The sequence below is a fragment of the Streptomyces sp. CC208A genome (genome assembly GCF_030010625.1).
Taxonomy (GTDB): Bacteria; Actinomycetota; Actinomycetes; order Streptomycetales; family Streptomycetaceae; genus Streptomyces.
Map to the genome: position 1 here is coordinate 282565 of NZ_JASCXN010000001.1, position 16555 is coordinate 299119.

Sequence of the window (16555 nt, forward strand, 5' to 3'; positions counted from 1 at the left end):
GGGAGGACGTCCTCCCGGGCCACCGCCCTCGTCGTCGCCCGGCGACGACTTAGCTGAACGAGTCGCCGCAGGCGCAGGAGCCGGTGGCGTTCGGGTTGTCGATCGTGAAGCCCTGCTTCTCGATGGTGTCGACGAAGTCGATCGAGGCACCGCCCAGGTACGGGGCGCTCATGCGGTCGGTGACGACCTTGACGCCGTCGAAGTCCTTGACGACGTCGCCGTCGAGCGAGCGCTCGTCGAAGAAGAGCTGGTAGCGCAGGCCGGAGCAGCCTCCGGGCTGGACAGCGACGCGCAGGGCCAGGTCGTCGCGGCCTTCCTGCTCGAGCAGAGCCTTCACCTTGGCCGCGGCGGCGTCGCTCAGAAGGATGCCGTCGCTGACGGTGCTGGTCTCGTCCGATACGGACATCTACATCTCTCCCGGGTTGTACGGAGACTGCTTGCCGACCGGTTGCAACCGGCGGTGCCCCGGATTCATTCCGGGTCGGAGTGGGATTTCCCTCCTTCATGCTCGCACACCGCGCCCGAAGACGCGGAGGGCGAATTCGTCACATCGACACTATGGCCATCGTCAGAATGACGTGAAGGGGTTATGATAGATAACGTCATTTAGACGAAAAGGTCCCCTGAGAAGTCCCCCCAAGAAAGGGTGCGTGACGTGACCACCGCCCAGACCCCCCTGGACGTCCAGCCGACGCCGCTCGCCCTGCTGCTGCTCGGCCGCGAGGCCGACCCCAAGAGCGAGCGCGGCGTGGAGTGCCCCGGCGATCTGCCGTCGCCCTCCGACCCCGACCTGGTGGAGCGTGCGCGCGCGGCCAAGGAGAAGCTCGGGGACAAGGTCTTCGTGCTCGGCCACCACTACCAGCGCGACGAGGTCATCCAGTTCGCCGACGTCACCGGCGACTCCTTCAAGCTGGCCCGTGACGCCGCCGCCCGGCCGGAGGCCGAGTACATCGTCTTCTGCGGTGTGCACTTCATGGCCGAGTCGGCCGACATCCTCACCGGCGACGACCAGAAGGTCGTCCTGCCGGACCTCGCGGCCGGCTGCTCGATGGCCGACATGGCCACCGCCGAGCAGGTCGCCGAGTGCTGGGACGTGCTGACGGAGGCCGGGATCGCCGAGCAGGTGGTGCCCGTCTCGTACATGAACTCCTCGGCCGACATCAAGGCCTTCACCGGCAAGCACGGGGGCACGATCTGCACCTCGTCCAACGCCGAGCGGGCCCTGAACTGGGCCTTCGAGCAGGGGGAGCCCGGCACGACAAAGGTGCTCTTCCTCCCCGACCAGCACCTGGGCCGCAACACCGCCGTCCGCGACATGGGCATGTCCCTGGACGACTGCGTGGTCTACAACCCGCACAAGCCGAACGGCGGGCTCACCGTCGAGGAGCTGCGCGCCGCCAAGATGATCCTGTGGCGCGGCCACTGCTCGGTGCACGGCCGGTTCAGCCTGGACTCGGTCAACGACGTGCGCGAGCGCATCCCGGGCGTGAACGTGCTCGTCCACCCCGAGTGCCGGCACGAGGTCGTCGCCGCCGCGGACTACGTGGGCTCGACCGAGTACATCATCAACACCCTGGAGGCGGCCCCGGCCGGCTCGAAGTGGGCGATCGGCACCGAGCTGAACCTGGTCCGCCGCCTGGCGAACCGTTACGCCGACCAGGGCAAGGAGATCGTCTTCCTCGACAAGACGGTCTGCTTCTGCTCGACGATGAACCGGATCGACCTGCCGCACCTGGTGTGGGCCTTGGAATCTCTGGCAGAGGGAAACCTGGTCAACCGGATCGAGGTCGACAAGGAGACGGAGTCCTTCGCGAAGCTGGCGCTGGAGCGGATGCTGGCGCTGCCGTAACGGTTCTCCGGTACGTACGCCGACCGGTACGTACGCCGAAGGGGCGCCCCCACCACCGTGGGGGCGCCCCTTCGGCTCGCCGTCCGGAGGCTCAGTCGAGCGCGTCCAGCAGGCTCGCGTCCAGCGGGGTGACGTCGGGCTGCTGCGGGATCTCCGCGTCGTCGCCCTTCTTGAGCGTCTTCTTCGCCGCCTTCTTCGCCGCCTTCTTCTGCGCACGGCGCTCCTTGCGGAGTTCGACCATGGCGTAGAGCGTCGGGACGAGGAGAAGGGTCAGCAGGGTCGAGCTGATCAGGCCGCCGATCACGACCACGGCGAGCGGCTGGGCGATGAAGCCGCCCTCGCCGGTGATGCCGAGGGCCATCGGCAGCAGGGCGAAGATGGTCGCCAGGGCGGTCATCAGGATCGGGCGGAGCCGGTGCCGGCCGCCCTCGACGACGGCCTCGACGACCCCGTACCCCTGGGCCCGGTACTGGTTGATCAGGTCGATCAGGACGATCGCGTTGGTGACGACGATGCCGATGAGCATCAGCATGCCGATCATCGCCGGGACGCCCATCGGGGTGCCGGTGGCGATCAGGAGGCCGAGGGCGCCGGTGGCCGCGAACGGGATGGAGACCAGCAGGATCAGCGGCTGGATCAGCGACTTGAAGGTCGCGACGAGCAGCATGAAGACGATCGCCACGGCGGCGAGCATCGCCAGGAAGAGGTTGGTGAACGCCTCGGTCTGGTCCTCGGAGACACCGCCGATGGAGGCGGTGGCGCCCTCCGGCAGGTCGAGCGCGGCGATCTTCGACTGGAGCGCGGCGCCCACGGCACCGGTGTTGTCCGTGGTCGGCTTGGCGGTGATGGTCGCCGCGCGGGCGCCGTCGATCCGGGTCATGGAGACCGGGCCGGGGACGAGCTCGACGGTGGCGAGGTCACCGAGCTTCACCGGGCCGAGGGGCAGCGCCTTCAGCTCGGCGAGGGTGGTGGCCGGGGCGGCCGAGGTGATCAGGACGTCCCGCTCGGTGTCGTCGAGGGTGGCCTTGCCGGCCGGGGTGCCCCGGACGGCCTGGGCGACGACCATGCCGAGGGTGGCGTCGTCGAAGCCGGCGTCGGCCGCCTTCTCGGTGGCCTTCACGGAGATCCGCGGGACCGACTGGGAGAGGTCGCTCTGGACACCGGTGACGTCCTTCAGCTCCGCGACGGCCTTCTGGACCTGTTCGGACGCCTTCCGCAGCAGCTCGCGGTCGCCGGCCTTCACCACGACGCTCAGGTCCTGGTTGGCGAAGCCGTCGCCGGCCGCGATCGAGGTGTCGCCGATGCCGTCCAGCTTCGCGAGGGCGGACTCGATGGAGTCGCGGGTCTTCTCGTACGAGACCGACTCCTCCAGGGTGACCTGGAAGGACGCCTGGTTGGCGCCGGTGCCGCCGCCGAAGGCCGCCATGAAGCCGGAGGAGCCGACGGTGACCTGGTAGTCCTTGACGCCCTCCGTCTCCGCGAGGACCTTCTCGATCTTCTTCGCGGCCTCGTCGGAGGCGTCCAGGGCCGTACCCGGCGCCAGCTTCTGCTTGACCGTCAGGACCGGCTGGTCGCCCTGGTCGAAGAAGTTGGTCTTCATCAGCGGCGCCATGCCGAAGGTGACGAGGAGGACGACGAGCGCGAGGGCGACGCTGGTGAGGCGGCGGCGGGTGGCGAACCGCAGCACCGGCACGTACGCGCGCTGCAGGCGGCTCCTCGCCTCCTTCTCCTCGGCGAGCCTGCGGGCCTCGTCCGGGTCCTCGGAGGTGCCCTTGGCTGCGCGCAGGAACCAGTACGAGAGGACGGGAACGACCGTCAGCGACACGAGGAGCGAGGCGAGCAGGGCCGCGGTCACGGTGAGACTGAAGGAGCCGAACAGCTCGCCGACCATGCCGCCGACCAGGCCGATCGGCAGGAAGACGGCGACGGTGGTGAGCGTGGACGAGGTGACCGCGCCGGCCACCTCCTTGACCGCGGTGATGATCGCGGACTCGCGGTCCTCGCCGTAGCCGAGGTGGCGCTTGATGTTCTCCAGGACCACGATCGAGTCGTCGACGACCCGGCCGATGGCGATGGTGAGCGCGCCGAGCGTCAGCACGTTGAGGGAGAGGTCGCGGGTCCACAGCACGATCAGGGCGAGGACGACCGACAGCGGGATGGAGACCGCGGTGACCAGCGTGGAGCGGATCGAGGCGAGGAAGACCAGGATCACCAGGACGGCCATGACGAGGCCGAGGGCGCCCTCGGTGGTGAGCCCGGAGATCGACTTGGCGACGGCCGGGCCCTGGTCGGAGACGACGGTCAGCTCGGCGCCCTCTCCCAGCTGCTCGCGCAGCTCGGGCAGCTTCTCCTCGACGGCCTCGGAGATGGCGACGGCGCTGCCGTCCTTGTCCATGGTGGCCATGACGGCGAGGCTGGGCCTGCCGTTGGTCCGAGTCAGGGAGACCCGGCCGGCCTCCTCCTGCCGCACGGTGGCGACGTCGGCGAGCCGGACCGCCTTGCCCTTCTCGGGCTTGATGCGCAGGTCCTGGATCTGCTGGAGCGAGGTGTAGCCGCCGCCGACCTGGACGGTGCGGCTCTTGCCGGCCTCGGAGAAGGAGCCGGCGGGCATGGTGCCGCCGCCGTTGCGGATCGCCTCGGCGAGCCGCATCGAGGTCAGTCCTGCCGCGGCGAGCTTGCGCTCGTCGGGGGTGACGGAGACCTGGAGGTCCTGGACGCCGTCGATGCTGACCTGTCCGACGCCGTCGATGTCCTCCAGGGCGGGGACGACGGTCCGCTCCAGCTGCTCGGCGAGATCCCCCAAGGCCTCCGGCCTGGGGGTACCCCCATGCTGGTCCTTGCCGGAGGAGCTCGCGGCGAGGACGACGGTCGGGATGTCGTCGGTGGAGCCGGCCACGACCTGCGGGTCGACCGAGGCGGGCAGCACCGCCCTGGCCCGGTTGACGGCCTGCTGGACGTCGGCGACGAGCTGCTTGGTGGACTCGTCCCCGTAGTCGAAGGAGGCCATGATCACGGCGCTGCCCTCGGAGGCGGTGGACGTGATCCCCTTGATGCCGTCGACGGCCTTGAGGTTGTTCTCCAGCGGCTCGACGACCTGCTTCTCGACCACGTCGGGAGAGGCGCCCTGGTAGGGGGCGATGATCGAGACCACCGGGAGCTCGATCGAGGGGAACAGCTGCTGCTTCAGCTGCGGGATCGCGATCAGTCCGAAGACGACGGCGATGAGGGACATCAGCCCGATCAGGGCCCGTTGCGCGAGACTGAATCTCGACAGCCAGGACATGGGTCTCTCTTCTGTGGCGTACTCGTCGGCGGGCGGCGGGCAGCCCGAAGCGCCCCCCAGCCCCTCAAGGATCGGCCCTCCGCGGGGCGAAGTCCTCGGCCGCAGGTCCCCATCCCTTACGCCGCGCATACCGCGTCTGGAGTACGCCACCGGTCCCGGCTACGCCGACGGGCGGGGTCACTCCAGCCTCGGGCGCACCAGCCCCGTCTCGTACGCGGTCACCACCAGCTGGGCCCGGTCGCGGGCGCCGAGCTTGGCCATGGCGCGGTTGACGTGGGTCTTCACGGTGAGCGGGCTGACGTCGAGCCGCTCGGCGATCTCGTCGTTGGAGAGGCCGCCGCCGACCAGGACCAGGACCTCCCGCTCGCGGGCGGTGAGCGCGGCGAGCCGTTCGGCGTCGACCCGGGCGCCGGCGCCGACCGGGTCGGCGGCGCTCTGGGCGAGGAAGGTGGCGATCAGGCCCTTGGTGGCGGCCGGGGAGAGCAGCGCCTCGCCGGCGTGCGCGACCCGGATCGCGCCGAGCAGCTCCTCCGGTTCGGCGCCCTTGCCGAGGAAGCCGGAGGCGCCGGCGCGCAGCGACTCGACCACGTACTCGTCGATCTCGAAGGTGGTGAGCATGACGATCCGGACCTCGGCGAGCTCCGGGTCGGCGGTGATCATGCGGGTGGCGGCGAGGCCGTCGGTGCCGGGCATCCGGATGTCCATGAGGACGACGTCGGGCCGTTCGGCACGGGCGAGGGCGGCGGCCTGGGCCCCGTCGGCGGCCTCGCCGACGACCTCCATGTCGGGCTCGGAGTCGACGAGCACCCGGAAGGCGCTGCGCAGCAGGGCCTGGTCGTCCGCGAGCAGTACCCGGATCGTCATCCGTCCTCCCCCGTTCCCGCCCCCCGGGACGTCCCGGGGGCCAGCGGCAGTATCGCCTGCACCCGGAAGCCGCCGCCGTAGCGGGGGGCGGCGGTGAGGGCGCCGCCGAGGGCGGTGACCCGCTCACGCATGCCGAGCAGGCCGTGGCCGCCGGAGGGGTCGGGGGCCGGTTCGGCGGGCGGTGCGCCGTCGTCGAGGACGGTGATCTCGACCGTACGGCCCACGAGGACGACGCTCACCTCGGCGCGGGCGTCCGGCCCGGCGTGCTTGCGAACGTTGGTCAGGGCCTCCTGGACGATCCTGTACGCGGCGAGGTCGACGGCCGCCGGGAGGGGCCGGTCGCCGTCGGTCCGGGCCAGCGAGACGGGCAGACCGGCCTTGCGGAAGCTGTCGAGGAGCCCGTCGATGACGGCGAGGCCCGGCGCGGGCTCGGTGGGGGCCTCGGGGTCGCCGGACTGGCGGAGCAGGCCGACGGTGGCGCGGAGCTCGTCGAGGGCGGAGCGGCTGGCCTCGCGGACGTGGGCGAGGGCCTCCTTGGCCTGGTCGGGCCGCTTGTCCATGACGTGGGCGGCGACCCCGGCCTGCACGTTGACCAGGGCGATGTGGTGGGCGACGACGTCGTGGAGGTCGCGGGCGATCCGGAGGCGTTCCTCGGCGACCCGGCGGCGGGCCTCCTCCTCCCGGGTCCGTTCGGCGCGCTCGGCCCGCTCCCGTATGGCGTCGACGAAGGCCCGGCGGCTGCGGACGGCGTCACCGGCGGCGGCCGCCATGCCGGTCCAGGCGAAGACCCCGAGGTTCTCCTGGGCGTACCAGGGGGTGGGGCCGAAGGCCATGGCGGCGGCGGTGAGCGCGGTCATGGTGGCGAGGCCGACCCGCCAGGTGGTGGGGCGGTCGGTGCGGGAGGCGACCGTGTAGAGGGCGACGACGACGCTGATCGCGAGCGGCGCGGGGCGGGTCTCGCCGAGCAGCTCGACGAGGCTGAGGACGCCGGTGAAGGCGAGCACGGCGAAGGGCCGGCGGCGGCGCAGCACGAGGGCCGCGGCGGCGACGGCCATCATCACCACGCCCAGGAGGGTGGGGGTGCGGTCGCCGAAGGTGGGCCCCGTGGGACTGCCGTGGGGGTCGGTGAAGGAGGCGGCGATCATCGCGACGAGTACACCGAGGGCCAGGGCGGCGTCGAAGGCCAAGGGGTGGTCGCGGAAACGGGTGCACAGGCGGGTGGCGAGCCCGGGCGGTGCGGGGGCTGGTGCGGTGCGGGTCACCTGGGAACGGTACGTGGGGTGCGGGGCGCGTGGAACAGTGCCGTCCTACGGGTGGGCACAACAGCGGAGGCGCCGCTGAGGGCGCCGTTCCGGTGTGCCCACCCTCCCCCGAGGACTTCGTCCAGGGGGGACCCCCATGCCCCAGCGGGGCGCCTGCCCCCACCGGGGCGTCAGCTCGGGATCAGGCCGTCGTCCGAGAGCATGTCCCGGACTTCCTCCAGGGTGGCGTCCGGGGACGGGAGGATGAGTTCCGAGGGTTCCAGGGCGGCGTCGGGGAGGGGGGTCCCCAGGCGGCGGACGGCTTCGAGGAGGGCGCCGAGGGTGCGGCGGAAGCCTTCCTCGTCGCCCGACTCCATCTCGGCGAGCAGTTCGTCGTCGAGCTTGTTGAGCTCGGTGAAGTGGCTGTCGGCCAGCTTTCGCTGGCCCTCCCCCATGATCCGTACGATCATGTCGCGTCCTCTGCCGGTCGGCTACTGCTTGTCGAAGCGGGGGTGGGGCTGCTGCTGGTTCTGCTGCGGGGTGCCGGTCGTGCCGCCCTCGATGGCCTGCTGCCGGTCGGAGGGGCCCCCGGCCAGTTCGGCCTTCATGCGCTGGAGCTCCAGCTCGACGTCGGTGCCGCCGGAGAGGCGGTCCAGCTCGGCCTGGATGTCGTCCTTGGCGAGGCCCGACTGGTCGTCGAGCGCGCCGGAGGCGAGGAGCTCGTCGATGGCGCCGGCCCGGGCCTGGAGCTGGGCGGTCTTGTCCTCGGCCCGCTGGATGGCGAGGCCGACGTCGCTCATCTCCTCGGAGATGCCGGAGAAGGACTCGGCGATCCGGGTCTGGGCCTGGGCGGCGGTGTAGGTGGCCTTGATGGTCTCCTTCCTGGTGCGGAAGGCGTCGACCTTGGCCTGGAGCCGCTGGGCGGCGAGGGTCAGCTTCTCCTCCTCGCCCTGGAGGGTCTGGTGCTGCACTTCCAGGTCGCTGACCTGCTGCTGGAGCGCGGCGCGGCGGGACAGCGCCTCGCGGGCGAGGTCCTCGCGGCCGAGCGCCAGAGCCTTGCGGCCCTGGTCCTCCAGCTTGGCGGACTGGCCCTGCAGCTGGTTCAGCTGGAGTTCGAGCCGCTTGCGGGAGGTGGCCACGTCGGCGACGCCCCGGCGCACCTTCTGCAGCAGCTCCAGCTGCTTCTGGTAGGAGTAGTCGAGCGTTTCGCGCGGGTCCTCGGCCCGGTCAAGGGCCTTGTTCGCCTTCGCGCGGAAGATCATCCCCATACGCTTCATGACACCGCTCATGGGCTTCGCGCGCCCCCTTCTGACGGACTCGGCACCAGCTCTTCGTCAGGATCCACACTACGGTCCCTGTCTCCATTACCGCACTGTTCGGAGCAGGATGCGCTCCTCCCCAAGGACGACTTGGGTCCGGCTCCCCCTCCGGCGGGAGGAGGAGGGATCTCCGGGAGATCCCGTGCCCGGCCCCTTGCCCGGCCCCTTGCCCGGCCCCTTGCCCGGCCCCTTGCCCGGCCCCGTGTCCGGTCCCGTGTCCGGTCCCGGCGCGTCCTCGTGTGCGTACCGGCTACGACGCCGGCTGTGAGCGGATCGTTCCCTCCCGGACTGGGGTTCCATGCCTGCCACCCCGTACCCTTGGGTTTTGTGTTCCGTAGCCGTTCGAAGGATGAGAAGGCCCCCACCGAGAAGGTGACGGCGGACCTCTCCAAGCAGCCCCGCGATCCCGAGGCCCCCAAGGGCCGCCCGACCCCGAAGCGGAGTGAGGCCCAGTCGCAGCGCCGTCGTGCGCAGACCGTCCCGCTCGACCGCAAGGAGGCCGCCAAGCGCGCCCGTGAGGCGCGGCGGACCGACCTCGCGCGTCAGCGCGAGGCGCTGAACAGCGGTGACGAGCGTTATCTGCCGGCCCGTGACAAGGGTCCGGTGCGCCGTTTCGTGCGCGATTTCGTCGACTCGCGGTTCGCGATCGCCGAGTTCTTCCTGCCGATGGCCGTGGTCATCCTGGTGCTCTCGCTGTTCGGCAACGCGAACCGGTCGCTCCAGAACATCTCGCTGCTGCTCTGGCTCGGTGTGATCATCATGATCGTCATCGACTCCATCGGCATCTGGATCCGGCTGAGGAAGCAGCTGAACGCGCGCTTCCCGAACGAGTCGAAGCGCGGTGCGATCGCGTACGGCCTGATGCGCACCCTCCAGATGCGCCGTCTGCGGCTGCCGAAGCCGCAGGTCAAGCGCGGGGAGCGGCCCTGAGCGCGGACGGCTCGGCCTCCGGCGGTCACGCTTTCGGTGTGGACGCCTCCGGGACGGGCGGTCCCGTGCTGCCCGCCGTCGTCCACTGGCCCGCCGGTCACGGCGGGCTCCGGGACACCATCCGGCAGGAGATCGTCGCCCGCCAGGTCGACGAACAGATAACCGGCCGCTACCCGGTGGGGCAGCGGCTGCGCATCCTCGACGCGGGGATGGGGGCCGGTACGCAGGCGCTGCGGCTGGCCAGGGCCGGGCACACCGTCACGGGTCTGGAGGCCGACCCCGAGCTGCTGAAGGCCGCGCGCGACTCGCTGGCGACCGAGCCGGCCGGGATCCGCGAGCGGGTCCGGCTGATCGAGGGGGACGGCCGCGAGACCGGCGTCCACTTCCTGCCGGGCAGCTTCGACGTGGTCCTGTGCCACGGGGTGCTCATGTACGCCGAGGAGCCTGACGCGCTGCTCGCGGGCCTGGCCCGGATGCTGGCGCCCGGCGGTCTGCTCTCCCTGGTGGTACGGAACGCGGACGCCCTCGCCATGCGGCCGGGGCTCGCCGGGGACTGGGCGGGCGCGCTGGCCGGCTTCGACACCGACGTCTACCAGGACGACGACGGCGTGAAGGTGCGGGCCGACCGGCTGGAGGCGCTGACGGCGACGCTCGCGGGGATCGCGGCGCCGCTGCACGCCTGGTACGGGGTGCGGGTCTTCACCGACGGGGTCCCCGCGGCGGCGGGACTGCCGGCCGCCGAGGAGTTGGAGCGGCTGCTCGCCGCCGAGGAACGGGCGGGCAGGACCGACCCGTACCGGCGGGTGGCGGCGCTGCTGCACCTGTGCGGGGTCCGGGGCTGAACCGCCACGCTCGTGGGACGGCCGGAGGGGCCGGTGCGCCGATGCGGCGCGCCGGCCCCTCCGCGTATCGCCTTCCTCCGACCCGTACCCCTGCCCTGATCGGCGCGGGCCACACCTGACGGATGCGCCCGGTCGGAGGCGCCCTCCGGGGCGGGCGAAGGGGGCGGGTACGGGAAGGGGCGGGACCCGGCCGGTCCCGCCCCTTCCGTCACGCCGTCAGGCGCCCTCCGCGTCCAGCGGCATCGGGCCGTAGATCTTCGTGGTGTCCTCGGAGAGGGTCACCTGGTCGGCGCCGCCCGCGAGGAGGTCGCGCCAGTGTTCGCCGAGCCAGCTCTCGGCGTCGCCCTGGGTGGTGAACTCCTCCGGGGTCACCACCGGCACGACCTCCGTGCCGTCGGACTTCTCGAACCGCCACGTCCATGCCATGTCCGCCTCCTGGGGCTCACCGGATGATCGGTTTCCTGCCCGCAGCGTAGCCGGGCGAGCACCGCGTGCGGGGGCGCGGGAGGATCAGGGTGTGGAACTGACTCTGCTCGGCACCGGATCCCCGCTCGGCCTGCCCCGTCCCGACTGTCCCTGCGCGGTGTGCGCGCGCTCCCGAGGGAGCCGTGCGCGGGCCGCGACCGCGCTGCTCGTGGACGGGGCCCTGCTGCTCGACCTCACTCCGGGCGCGGCGCTCGCCGCGGCCCGCGCGGGGCGGTCCCTCGTGGGGGTGCGGCAGGTGCTCCTGACGCATCCGCACGACGGGCCCGCGGTGGAGGTGCCGGCCGGGCTGCCGACGGCCGTGCGGGTGCCCGACGGGCGGGAGCTGACGCTGATCAGCGGGCACCGGGTGCGGGCCCTTGCGATGGACTCGCCGGGGACCGGGTACGAGGTGGTGTCGGCCGACGGCGAGCGGCTGCTCTACCTGCCGCCCGGCGGGGCGCCGGCGGGGCTCGCGGAGAACCACCAGGAGCCGTACGACCTGGTGGCGGCGGACGTGACGGGGCGGCCGGACGCGCTGGCGCGGCTGCGGGCGAGCGGTGCCGTGGGGCCCGCGACCGAGGTGATCGCCGTCCACCTGGACCACGACGCGCCGGCCGGCGCAGAGCTCGACCGGCGGCTCGCGGCGGCCGGGGCACGGGCGGTGCCGGACGGGACGGTGCTGTACCTGGGCGAGTACCACGAGCTGCCGGAGGTGCCGCGGCGGACGCTTGTGACCGGCGGGGCGCGGTCGGGGAAGTCGGTGGAGGCCGAGCGGCGTCTGGAGACCTTCCCCGAGGTGGTGTACGTGGCGACCGGTGGGACCCGCGAGGGCGACCCGGAGTGGGCGGAGCGGGTGACCCTGCACCGGGACCGGCGGCCGGGCTCGTGGCGCACCGCCGAGACCACCGACCTGGTGCCGCTGCTGGCGGAGGACGGTCCGGCGCTCCTGATCGACTGTCTGTCGCTGTGGCTGACGGACGCCATGGACCGGGTGGGGGCCTGGGACGACGAAACGTGGGCGGACGGGGGGCGGGAGGCGCTGCGGGAGCGGACGGCGGAGCTGGTGGCGGCGGTACGGGCGACCCGCAGGACGGTGGTGACGGTGACGAACGAGGCCGGGTCGGGGGTGGTGCCGGCGACGGCGGCGGGGCGGCGGTTCCGGGACGAGCTGGGGCGGCTCAACGCGGCCTTCGGGGACGAGTGCGAGCAGGTGGTGCTCGTGGTCGCCGGTCAGGCCCTGGTGCTGCGCGGGTAGGGTGCTGATCCCGATGGGCCTGTGTGCCGAACCTCGCTGATGTCACAAGGCGGATAACTTCCGATGGATCCTCTGCTCCCCCTGAATCTCGACGACTTCTCCGATCTGATCGAGCGCCCCGACGGCGGGATCCGGCGTGACGCCGAGGAGCGCCGGGAGCGGCTCGCCGTCCGCCCGGGTGCGCTCGGGCGCCTCGACGAGCTGGGCGAGTGGCTGTCGGCGGCCCAGTCGGCGGTGCGGGTGCGGGCGATCGAGCAGCCGAAGGTGGTCGTCTTCGCCGGTGACCACGGTGTCGCCGCCCTGGACGTGTCGGGCCGTGCGGCCGGCACCGCCCACGTCCTCGTCCGGTCGCTGCTCGACGGGGAGAGCCCGCTCGGGGTCCTCGCCCGCTCGATGGACGTGCCGGTACGGGTCGTGGACGCGGGCCTGGACTGCGATCCCGAGCTGCTTCCGGAGGCGGTGACCCGGCACCGGGTGCGGCGCGGCAGCGGCCGGATCGACGTCGAGGACGCGCTGACGCCGGAGGAGACCGAGGCGGCGGTGCGGCTGGGGATCGCGATCGCCGACGAGGAGGCCGACTCGGGCACCGATCTGGTGGTGCTCGGCGATCTGAGCGTGGGCGGGACGACCCCGGCGTCGACGCTGATCGCGGCGCTGTGCGGGACGGACGCCTCGGTGGTGACCGGGCGCGGCGGAGCGGGGATCGACGACCTGGCGTGGATGCGCAAGTGCGCGGCGATCCGGGACGCGCTGCGGCGGGCCCGGCCGGTCCTCGGTGATCAGCTGGCGCTGCTCTCCGCGGTCGGCGGGGCGGATCTGGCGGCCATGACCGGTTTCCTGCTCCAGGCCGCGGTGCGGCGGATGCCGGTGGTCCTGGACGGTGTGGTGGGCGCGGCCTGTGCGCTGGTGGCGCAGCGGGCGGCGTTCCGGGCGCCGGACTGGTGGCTGGCGGGCCAGGTGTCCGGGGAGCCGGCGCAGGTGAAGGCGCTGGACCGGATGGCGCTCAACCCCCTGCTCGATCAGGGCGTCCTGGTGGGTGAGGGAACCGGGGCACTGCTTGCGCTTCCCCTCGTCCGGGCCGCGGCGGCGCTCGCCGCCGAGCTGCCCGAGCGTCCGCGGCCGACCACCGCGGACGGTGCCGCTTCGGCCGAGGCGGTCTGACGGGGAAGGCGTCCTCGATTCGGTGAGGCCCGGAGGCGGCCGTCCGCGACGCGCGGACGGCCGCCTCCGGCGTCGCCGCACGGAAAGCGGTGCCCCATATGATCGCTTTTCATGGGAGAGGTCCGTTTGTCCGCCGAAGGAGCACCCCGGGGCACCGTCCGTTCGCGGCGGAGCGCCGCGTTCGCCGTCTGGTACCTGCGCGTCGTCACGTTCGTCAACTTCCTGGGCGCCGTCTGGGTCTCCTTCGGGCAGGACCTGCGCCGGCACAACGAGGACGACTACTTCACGCCGTACATGCTCACGGCGGGCTTCGCCTCCGGCTTCTTCACGCTCTTCCTGGCGATCACCATGCGCCGCCGCAAGCGGGCCGCGTGGATCCTCAACACGGTGCTGAGCGGCCTGTTCCTGCTGCTCTTCGCGGTGGCGATGTTCTTCCCCGAGATCCGGCAGCACGCCCAGAACTGGGTCTCGCTGACCCTGTCCGCCGCCTTCTTCCTCTCCCTGCTGCTCGGCCGCGAGGAGTTCTACGCGAAGGGCGACCGCTCCAACCCGCTGCTCGCCTCGGCCGTCGCGGCCGGCGGACTGCTCGTCACCTCGCTGCTCGCCGCCGTCCTGGTCACCGCCACCAATACGGCCACCGGCACCTCCACCTTCCTGGAACGCTGGCGGTACGGCGTGATGCGGCTCGTCACGCTGGCCGCGGACGACTCCCGCGTCCCCGGGATCGCCACGCCCGGCTGGGTGGACGTGGTCGTCAACGTGATGTCCACGCTGCTGCTCTTCGCGGTGCTCTTCGCCGCCTTCCGCTCCCGGCGGGCGGTCGACCCGCTGACCGAGGAGGACGAGGAGCGGCTGCGGGCCCTGCTCGACCGGCACGGGGACCGCGACTCGCTGGGCTACTTCGCGCTGCGCCGCGAGAAGAGCGTCGTCTGGTCGCCGAGCGAGAAGGCGGCGATCGCCTACCGGGTGGTGGGCGGGGTCTCGCTCGCCTCCGGCGACCCGATCGGCGACCCCGAGGCGTGGCCGGGGGCGATCGAGCCGTGGCTCGCCGAGGCGCGGGAGCACGGCTGGATCCCGGCGGTCATGGGCGCGAGCGAGGAGGCCGGGGTGATCTACGCCCGGCACGGCCTGGACGCCCTGGAGCTGGGCGACGAGGCGATCGTGGAGACCGACGAGTTCACGCTCGACGGGCGGGCGATGCGGACCGTCCGGCAGGCGTACAACCGGGTGAAGCGGGCCGGGTACGAGGTGCGGATCCGGCGCCACGAGTCCATCCCCGCCGAGGAGATGGCCGAGCTGCTGCGGAAGGCGGACGACTGGCGGGACGGGGCCACCGAGCGCGGCTTCTCGATGGCGCTCGGCCGGCTCGGGGACCCGCGCGACGGGCGCTGCGTGATGCTGGAGTGCACCGACGGCGCCGGTGAGCTGCGGGCGCTGCTCTCCTTCGTGCCGTGGGGGCCGAAGGGGCTCTCGCTCGACCTGATGCGACGGGACCGCGAGTCCGAGAACGGGCTGATGGAGTTCATGGTGATCGAGCTCCTCCAGCGGGGGAAGGAGATCGGGATCACTCAGGTCTCGCTGAACTTCGCGATGTTCCGGTCCGTCTTCGAACGCGGCTCGAAGCTCGGCGCCGGACCGGTCCTGAGGCTGTGGCGCTCGCTGCTCGGCTTCTTCTCCCGCTGGTGGCAGATCGAGTCGCTGTACCGCGCCAATGCCAAGTACCGACCGATCTGGGAGCCCCGTTTCATGCTCTTCGAGAAGAGTGCCGACCTGCTGCGCATCGGCCTCGCCGCCGGACGTGCCGAGGGGTTCCTGGAGGCACCGGGGCTGCTGGGGGTACCCCCTGGACGAAGTCCTTGGGGGAGGCTGCACCGCCGACACCTGGCGGGTGGGCGGTGAGCTCCCCCGTACGACGGTTCGCCCGGCGTGAGTGGGGGCCGCTCTTCGGCACCGTACGAAGAGAGCTGACGGCCCGCCGTCTGAAGGCGATCCCGCTGACGCTCACGGCGGTCTGCCTCACCGCGCTCTTCCAGTTCGTACAGAACCAGGACTGGGGGTACGGGCCGGTGCGGGCGGTCGGCGCGGTGCGGGCCGAGGACCCGCTGGTGCTCGCCCTGCTGCGTACCCCGCTGTCGCTCTTCGTCCCGGCGCTCGACCTGCCCGTGTGGGGCGCGCTCGCCCAGATCCTGCTGGTCTTCGGGATCGCGGAGCTGTGCCTCGGGCGGTGGCGGACGCTGGGGATCGCCTACCTGGCGACCCTGTGCGGGACGCTGTACGCGCGCGTGGGCCTCGCGCTGGGCCCCGGCACCCCCCTCCTGGGGCTTCCGGCCTCCGACGCGCACGTGGTGGACACCGGCCCTTCGGCGGCGGTGGTGGGCCTCGCCGTCTACGTCTGCCGGCGGAAGCGGGCGTACTGGACGGGGGCGGCGGTGGTGCTCGCCATGGTGATCGAGGCGATCGTCAAGCCGAACCTGGCGGGCAAGGAGCACCTGGCGGCCATCGCGGGCGTCCTCGTACTGATCGCCGTCCAGGCGTGGCGGGAGCGCGGTCAGGGCGGGGTGGAGCCCCCGCCGGGGGCGCGCTCCTGGAAGCCGCCGATCAGGTCCTGAACCTTCCGCCGCACCCGGGTCCACCGCTTGTCGTGCCGGTAGGCGCGGACCGTGCCCCGGGCCCGGGCGCGGTGCCGGCGGCCGTAGAGGTGCCGCCACCACCAGGAGCCGGGGCGGGCGAGGCGGACGGCGCCGACGAGCGCCACGAAGGGCACGAAGACCCCGATGAGCGCCATCCGCAGCTTGCCCTTGACCAGGGTGACCAGGACGAGGAGGAAGTCCAGGACCAGGGAGAGGATGAAGGCCACCCGGTTCTGCCGCTCCTCCTCGGTGACGTCGTCGACGCCGAGCGGGGAGAAGCCGCTGAGCGGGAGGAGCATGAGGGCGGCGGTGAGGACGACGACCTCGACGCTCTTCCGGCCCTCCTCCGACCAGTACACGTCGTCCAGATGGAGGATGAGCGCGAACTCGTCGAGGACGAGGCCGGCACCGATCCCGAAGACCACGGCGAAGACGGCCGCCCCGACGCCGTGCCGGCCGCTGGCGACCGCGCCGAAGCCGCCGAGCACGGCGAGGACCACGCCGGGCACGACGTGGTGGATGTGCAGCCCGCCCGAGGAGACGTTCCGGAAGGGGCCCTTCCCCGCGCGGATGAGCCGGGTGACGGTCCGGGTGATCAGGAAGGTGAGGACGAAGGAGGTCAGGGCGAGGAGCATCGGGAGCTTGCCCGGCTCCAGGATGTTGCGGGAGAACCAGTGACCCATGCCACCCCGTTCCGCTATGCCCGGTAGGTACGG

General features: G+C 72.3%; 15 protein-coding genes. 7 read left to right on the top strand and 8 right to left on the bottom strand.

Going from position 1 to position 16555, the window contains the following annotated elements; genetic code table 11:
* Positions 1-49: 49 nt before the first annotated feature.
* A complete protein-coding gene (locus tag QK442_RS01280; protein WP_282691859.1) occupies positions 50-406 on the bottom strand; it encodes an iron-sulfur cluster assembly accessory protein in 357 nt (118 codons plus the stop codon).
* A gap of 249 nt (positions 407-655) precedes the next feature.
* Here QK442_RS01280 and nadA point away from each other — a divergent pair, with 249 nt between their 5' ends.
* Entirely contained in the window at positions 656-1849 is a 1194-nt protein-coding gene (gene nadA, locus QK442_RS01285; RefSeq protein WP_282691860.1) for a quinolinate synthase NadA, read from the top strand.
* 91 nt (positions 1850-1940) lie between these two features.
* On the opposite strand, the gene QK442_RS01290 is transcribed toward nadA, so the two are convergent.
* The 5 genes from QK442_RS01290 to QK442_RS01310 form a co-directional block, all read right to left on the bottom strand.
* On the bottom strand, positions 1941-5132 hold the full coding sequence (locus QK442_RS01290; RefSeq protein ID WP_282691861.1) for an efflux RND transporter permease subunit: 3192 nt from the start codon (positions 5130-5132) through the stop codon (positions 1941-1943).
* Positions 5133-5309: 177 nt separating this feature from the next.
* On the bottom strand, positions 5310-5996 hold the full coding sequence (locus tag QK442_RS01295) for a response regulator transcription factor (protein WP_282691862.1): 687 nt from the start codon (positions 5994-5996) through the stop codon (positions 5310-5312).
* Positions 5993-7210, bottom strand: a complete 1218-nt coding sequence (locus QK442_RS01300; protein ID WP_282692044.1) for a sensor histidine kinase — start codon at positions 7208-7210, stop codon at positions 5993-5995. Before QK442_RS01300 ends, QK442_RS01295 begins: the two co-directional genes overlap by 4 nt.
* Positions 7211-7428: 218 nt before the next feature.
* A complete protein-coding gene (locus QK442_RS01305) occupies positions 7429-7707 on the bottom strand; it encodes a hypothetical protein (RefSeq protein WP_282691863.1) in 279 nt (92 codons plus the stop codon).
* A gap of 21 nt (positions 7708-7728) precedes the next feature.
* Positions 7729-8526 (bottom strand): PspA/IM30 family protein, encoded by a 798-nt coding sequence (locus QK442_RS01310; protein ID WP_282691864.1) that lies wholly within the window; start codon positions 8524-8526, stop codon positions 7729-7731.
* 357 nt (positions 8527-8883) lie between these two features.
* On the opposite strand from QK442_RS01310, the gene QK442_RS01315 reads away from it, so the two are divergent.
* Both QK442_RS01315 and QK442_RS01320 read left to right on the top strand, forming a co-directional pair.
* Entirely contained in the window at positions 8884-9486 is a 603-nt protein-coding gene (locus QK442_RS01315; protein ID WP_282691865.1) for a DUF3043 domain-containing protein, read from the top strand.
* Between the two features lie 65 nt (positions 9487-9551).
* Entirely contained in the window at positions 9552-10328 is a 777-nt protein-coding gene (locus QK442_RS01320) for a methyltransferase domain-containing protein (protein ID WP_282692045.1), read from the top strand.
* A 216-nt stretch (positions 10329-10544) separates the two neighbouring features.
* Here the strand turns inward: QK442_RS01320 and QK442_RS01325 are convergent, their stop codons facing one another.
* Positions 10545-10754 (bottom strand): hypothetical protein, encoded by a 210-nt coding sequence (locus tag QK442_RS01325; RefSeq protein WP_282691866.1) that lies wholly within the window; start codon positions 10752-10754, stop codon positions 10545-10547.
* A 91-nt stretch (positions 10755-10845) separates the two neighbouring features.
* On the opposite strand from QK442_RS01325, the gene QK442_RS01330 reads away from it, so the two are divergent.
* The 4 genes from QK442_RS01330 (at position 10846) to QK442_RS01345 (ending at position 15818) form a co-directional block, all read left to right on the top strand.
* A complete protein-coding gene (locus tag QK442_RS01330; RefSeq protein WP_282691867.1) occupies positions 10846-12048 on the top strand; it encodes a bifunctional adenosylcobinamide kinase/adenosylcobinamide-phosphate guanylyltransferase in 1203 nt (400 codons plus the stop codon).
* Positions 12049-12129: 81 nt separating this feature from the next.
* Positions 12130-13209: a nicotinate-nucleotide--dimethylbenzimidazole phosphoribosyltransferase gene (cobT, locus tag QK442_RS01335; RefSeq protein ID WP_282692046.1), complete on the top strand. Its 1080-nt coding sequence runs from the start codon at positions 12130-12132 to the stop codon at positions 13207-13209.
* 111 nt (positions 13210-13320) lie between these two features.
* A complete protein-coding gene (locus tag QK442_RS01340; protein ID WP_282691868.1) occupies positions 13321-15108 on the top strand; it encodes a phosphatidylglycerol lysyltransferase domain-containing protein in 1788 nt (595 codons plus the stop codon).
* Positions 15105-15818, top strand: coding sequence for a hypothetical protein (locus QK442_RS01345; protein WP_282691869.1), 714 nt, complete (start codon positions 15105-15107; stop codon positions 15816-15818). The genes QK442_RS01340 and QK442_RS01345 overlap by 4 nt, the downstream gene beginning before the upstream one ends.
* On the opposite strand, the gene QK442_RS01350 is transcribed toward QK442_RS01345, so the two are convergent.
* Entirely contained in the window at positions 15758-16522 is a 765-nt protein-coding gene (locus tag QK442_RS01350; RefSeq protein WP_282691870.1) for a hypothetical protein, read from the bottom strand. The genes QK442_RS01345 and QK442_RS01350 overlap by 61 nt on opposite strands.
* Positions 16523-16555 lie beyond the last annotated feature (33 nt).

Coding starts and splice junctions, on each gene's coding strand:
- QK442_RS01280 (WP_282691859.1), bottom strand. CDS start 406: ATGTCCGTATCGGACGAGACCAGCACCGTCAGCGACGGCATCCTTCTG.
- QK442_RS01290 (WP_282691861.1), bottom strand. CDS start 5,132: ATGTCCTGGCTGTCGAGATTCAGTCTCGCGCAACGGGCCCTGATCGGG.
- QK442_RS01295 (WP_282691862.1), bottom strand. CDS start 5,996: ATGACGATCCGGGTACTGCTCGCGGACGACCAGGCCCTGCTGCGCAGC.
- QK442_RS01305 (WP_282691863.1), bottom strand. CDS start 7,707: ATGATCGTACGGATCATGGGGGAGGGCCAGCGAAAGCTGGCCGACAGC.
- QK442_RS01310 (WP_282691864.1), bottom strand. CDS start 8,526: ATGAGCGGTGTCATGAAGCGTATGGGGATGATCTTCCGCGCGAAGGCG.
- QK442_RS01325 (WP_282691866.1), bottom strand. CDS start 10,754: ATGGCATGGACGTGGCGGTTCGAGAAGTCCGACGGCACGGAGGTCGTG.
- QK442_RS01340 (WP_282691868.1), top strand. CDS start 13,321: ATGGGAGAGGTCCGTTTGTCCGCCGAAGGAGCACCCCGGGGCACCGTC.
- QK442_RS01350 (WP_282691870.1), bottom strand. CDS start 16,522: ATGGGTCACTGGTTCTCCCGCAACATCCTGGAGCCGGGCAAGCTCCCG.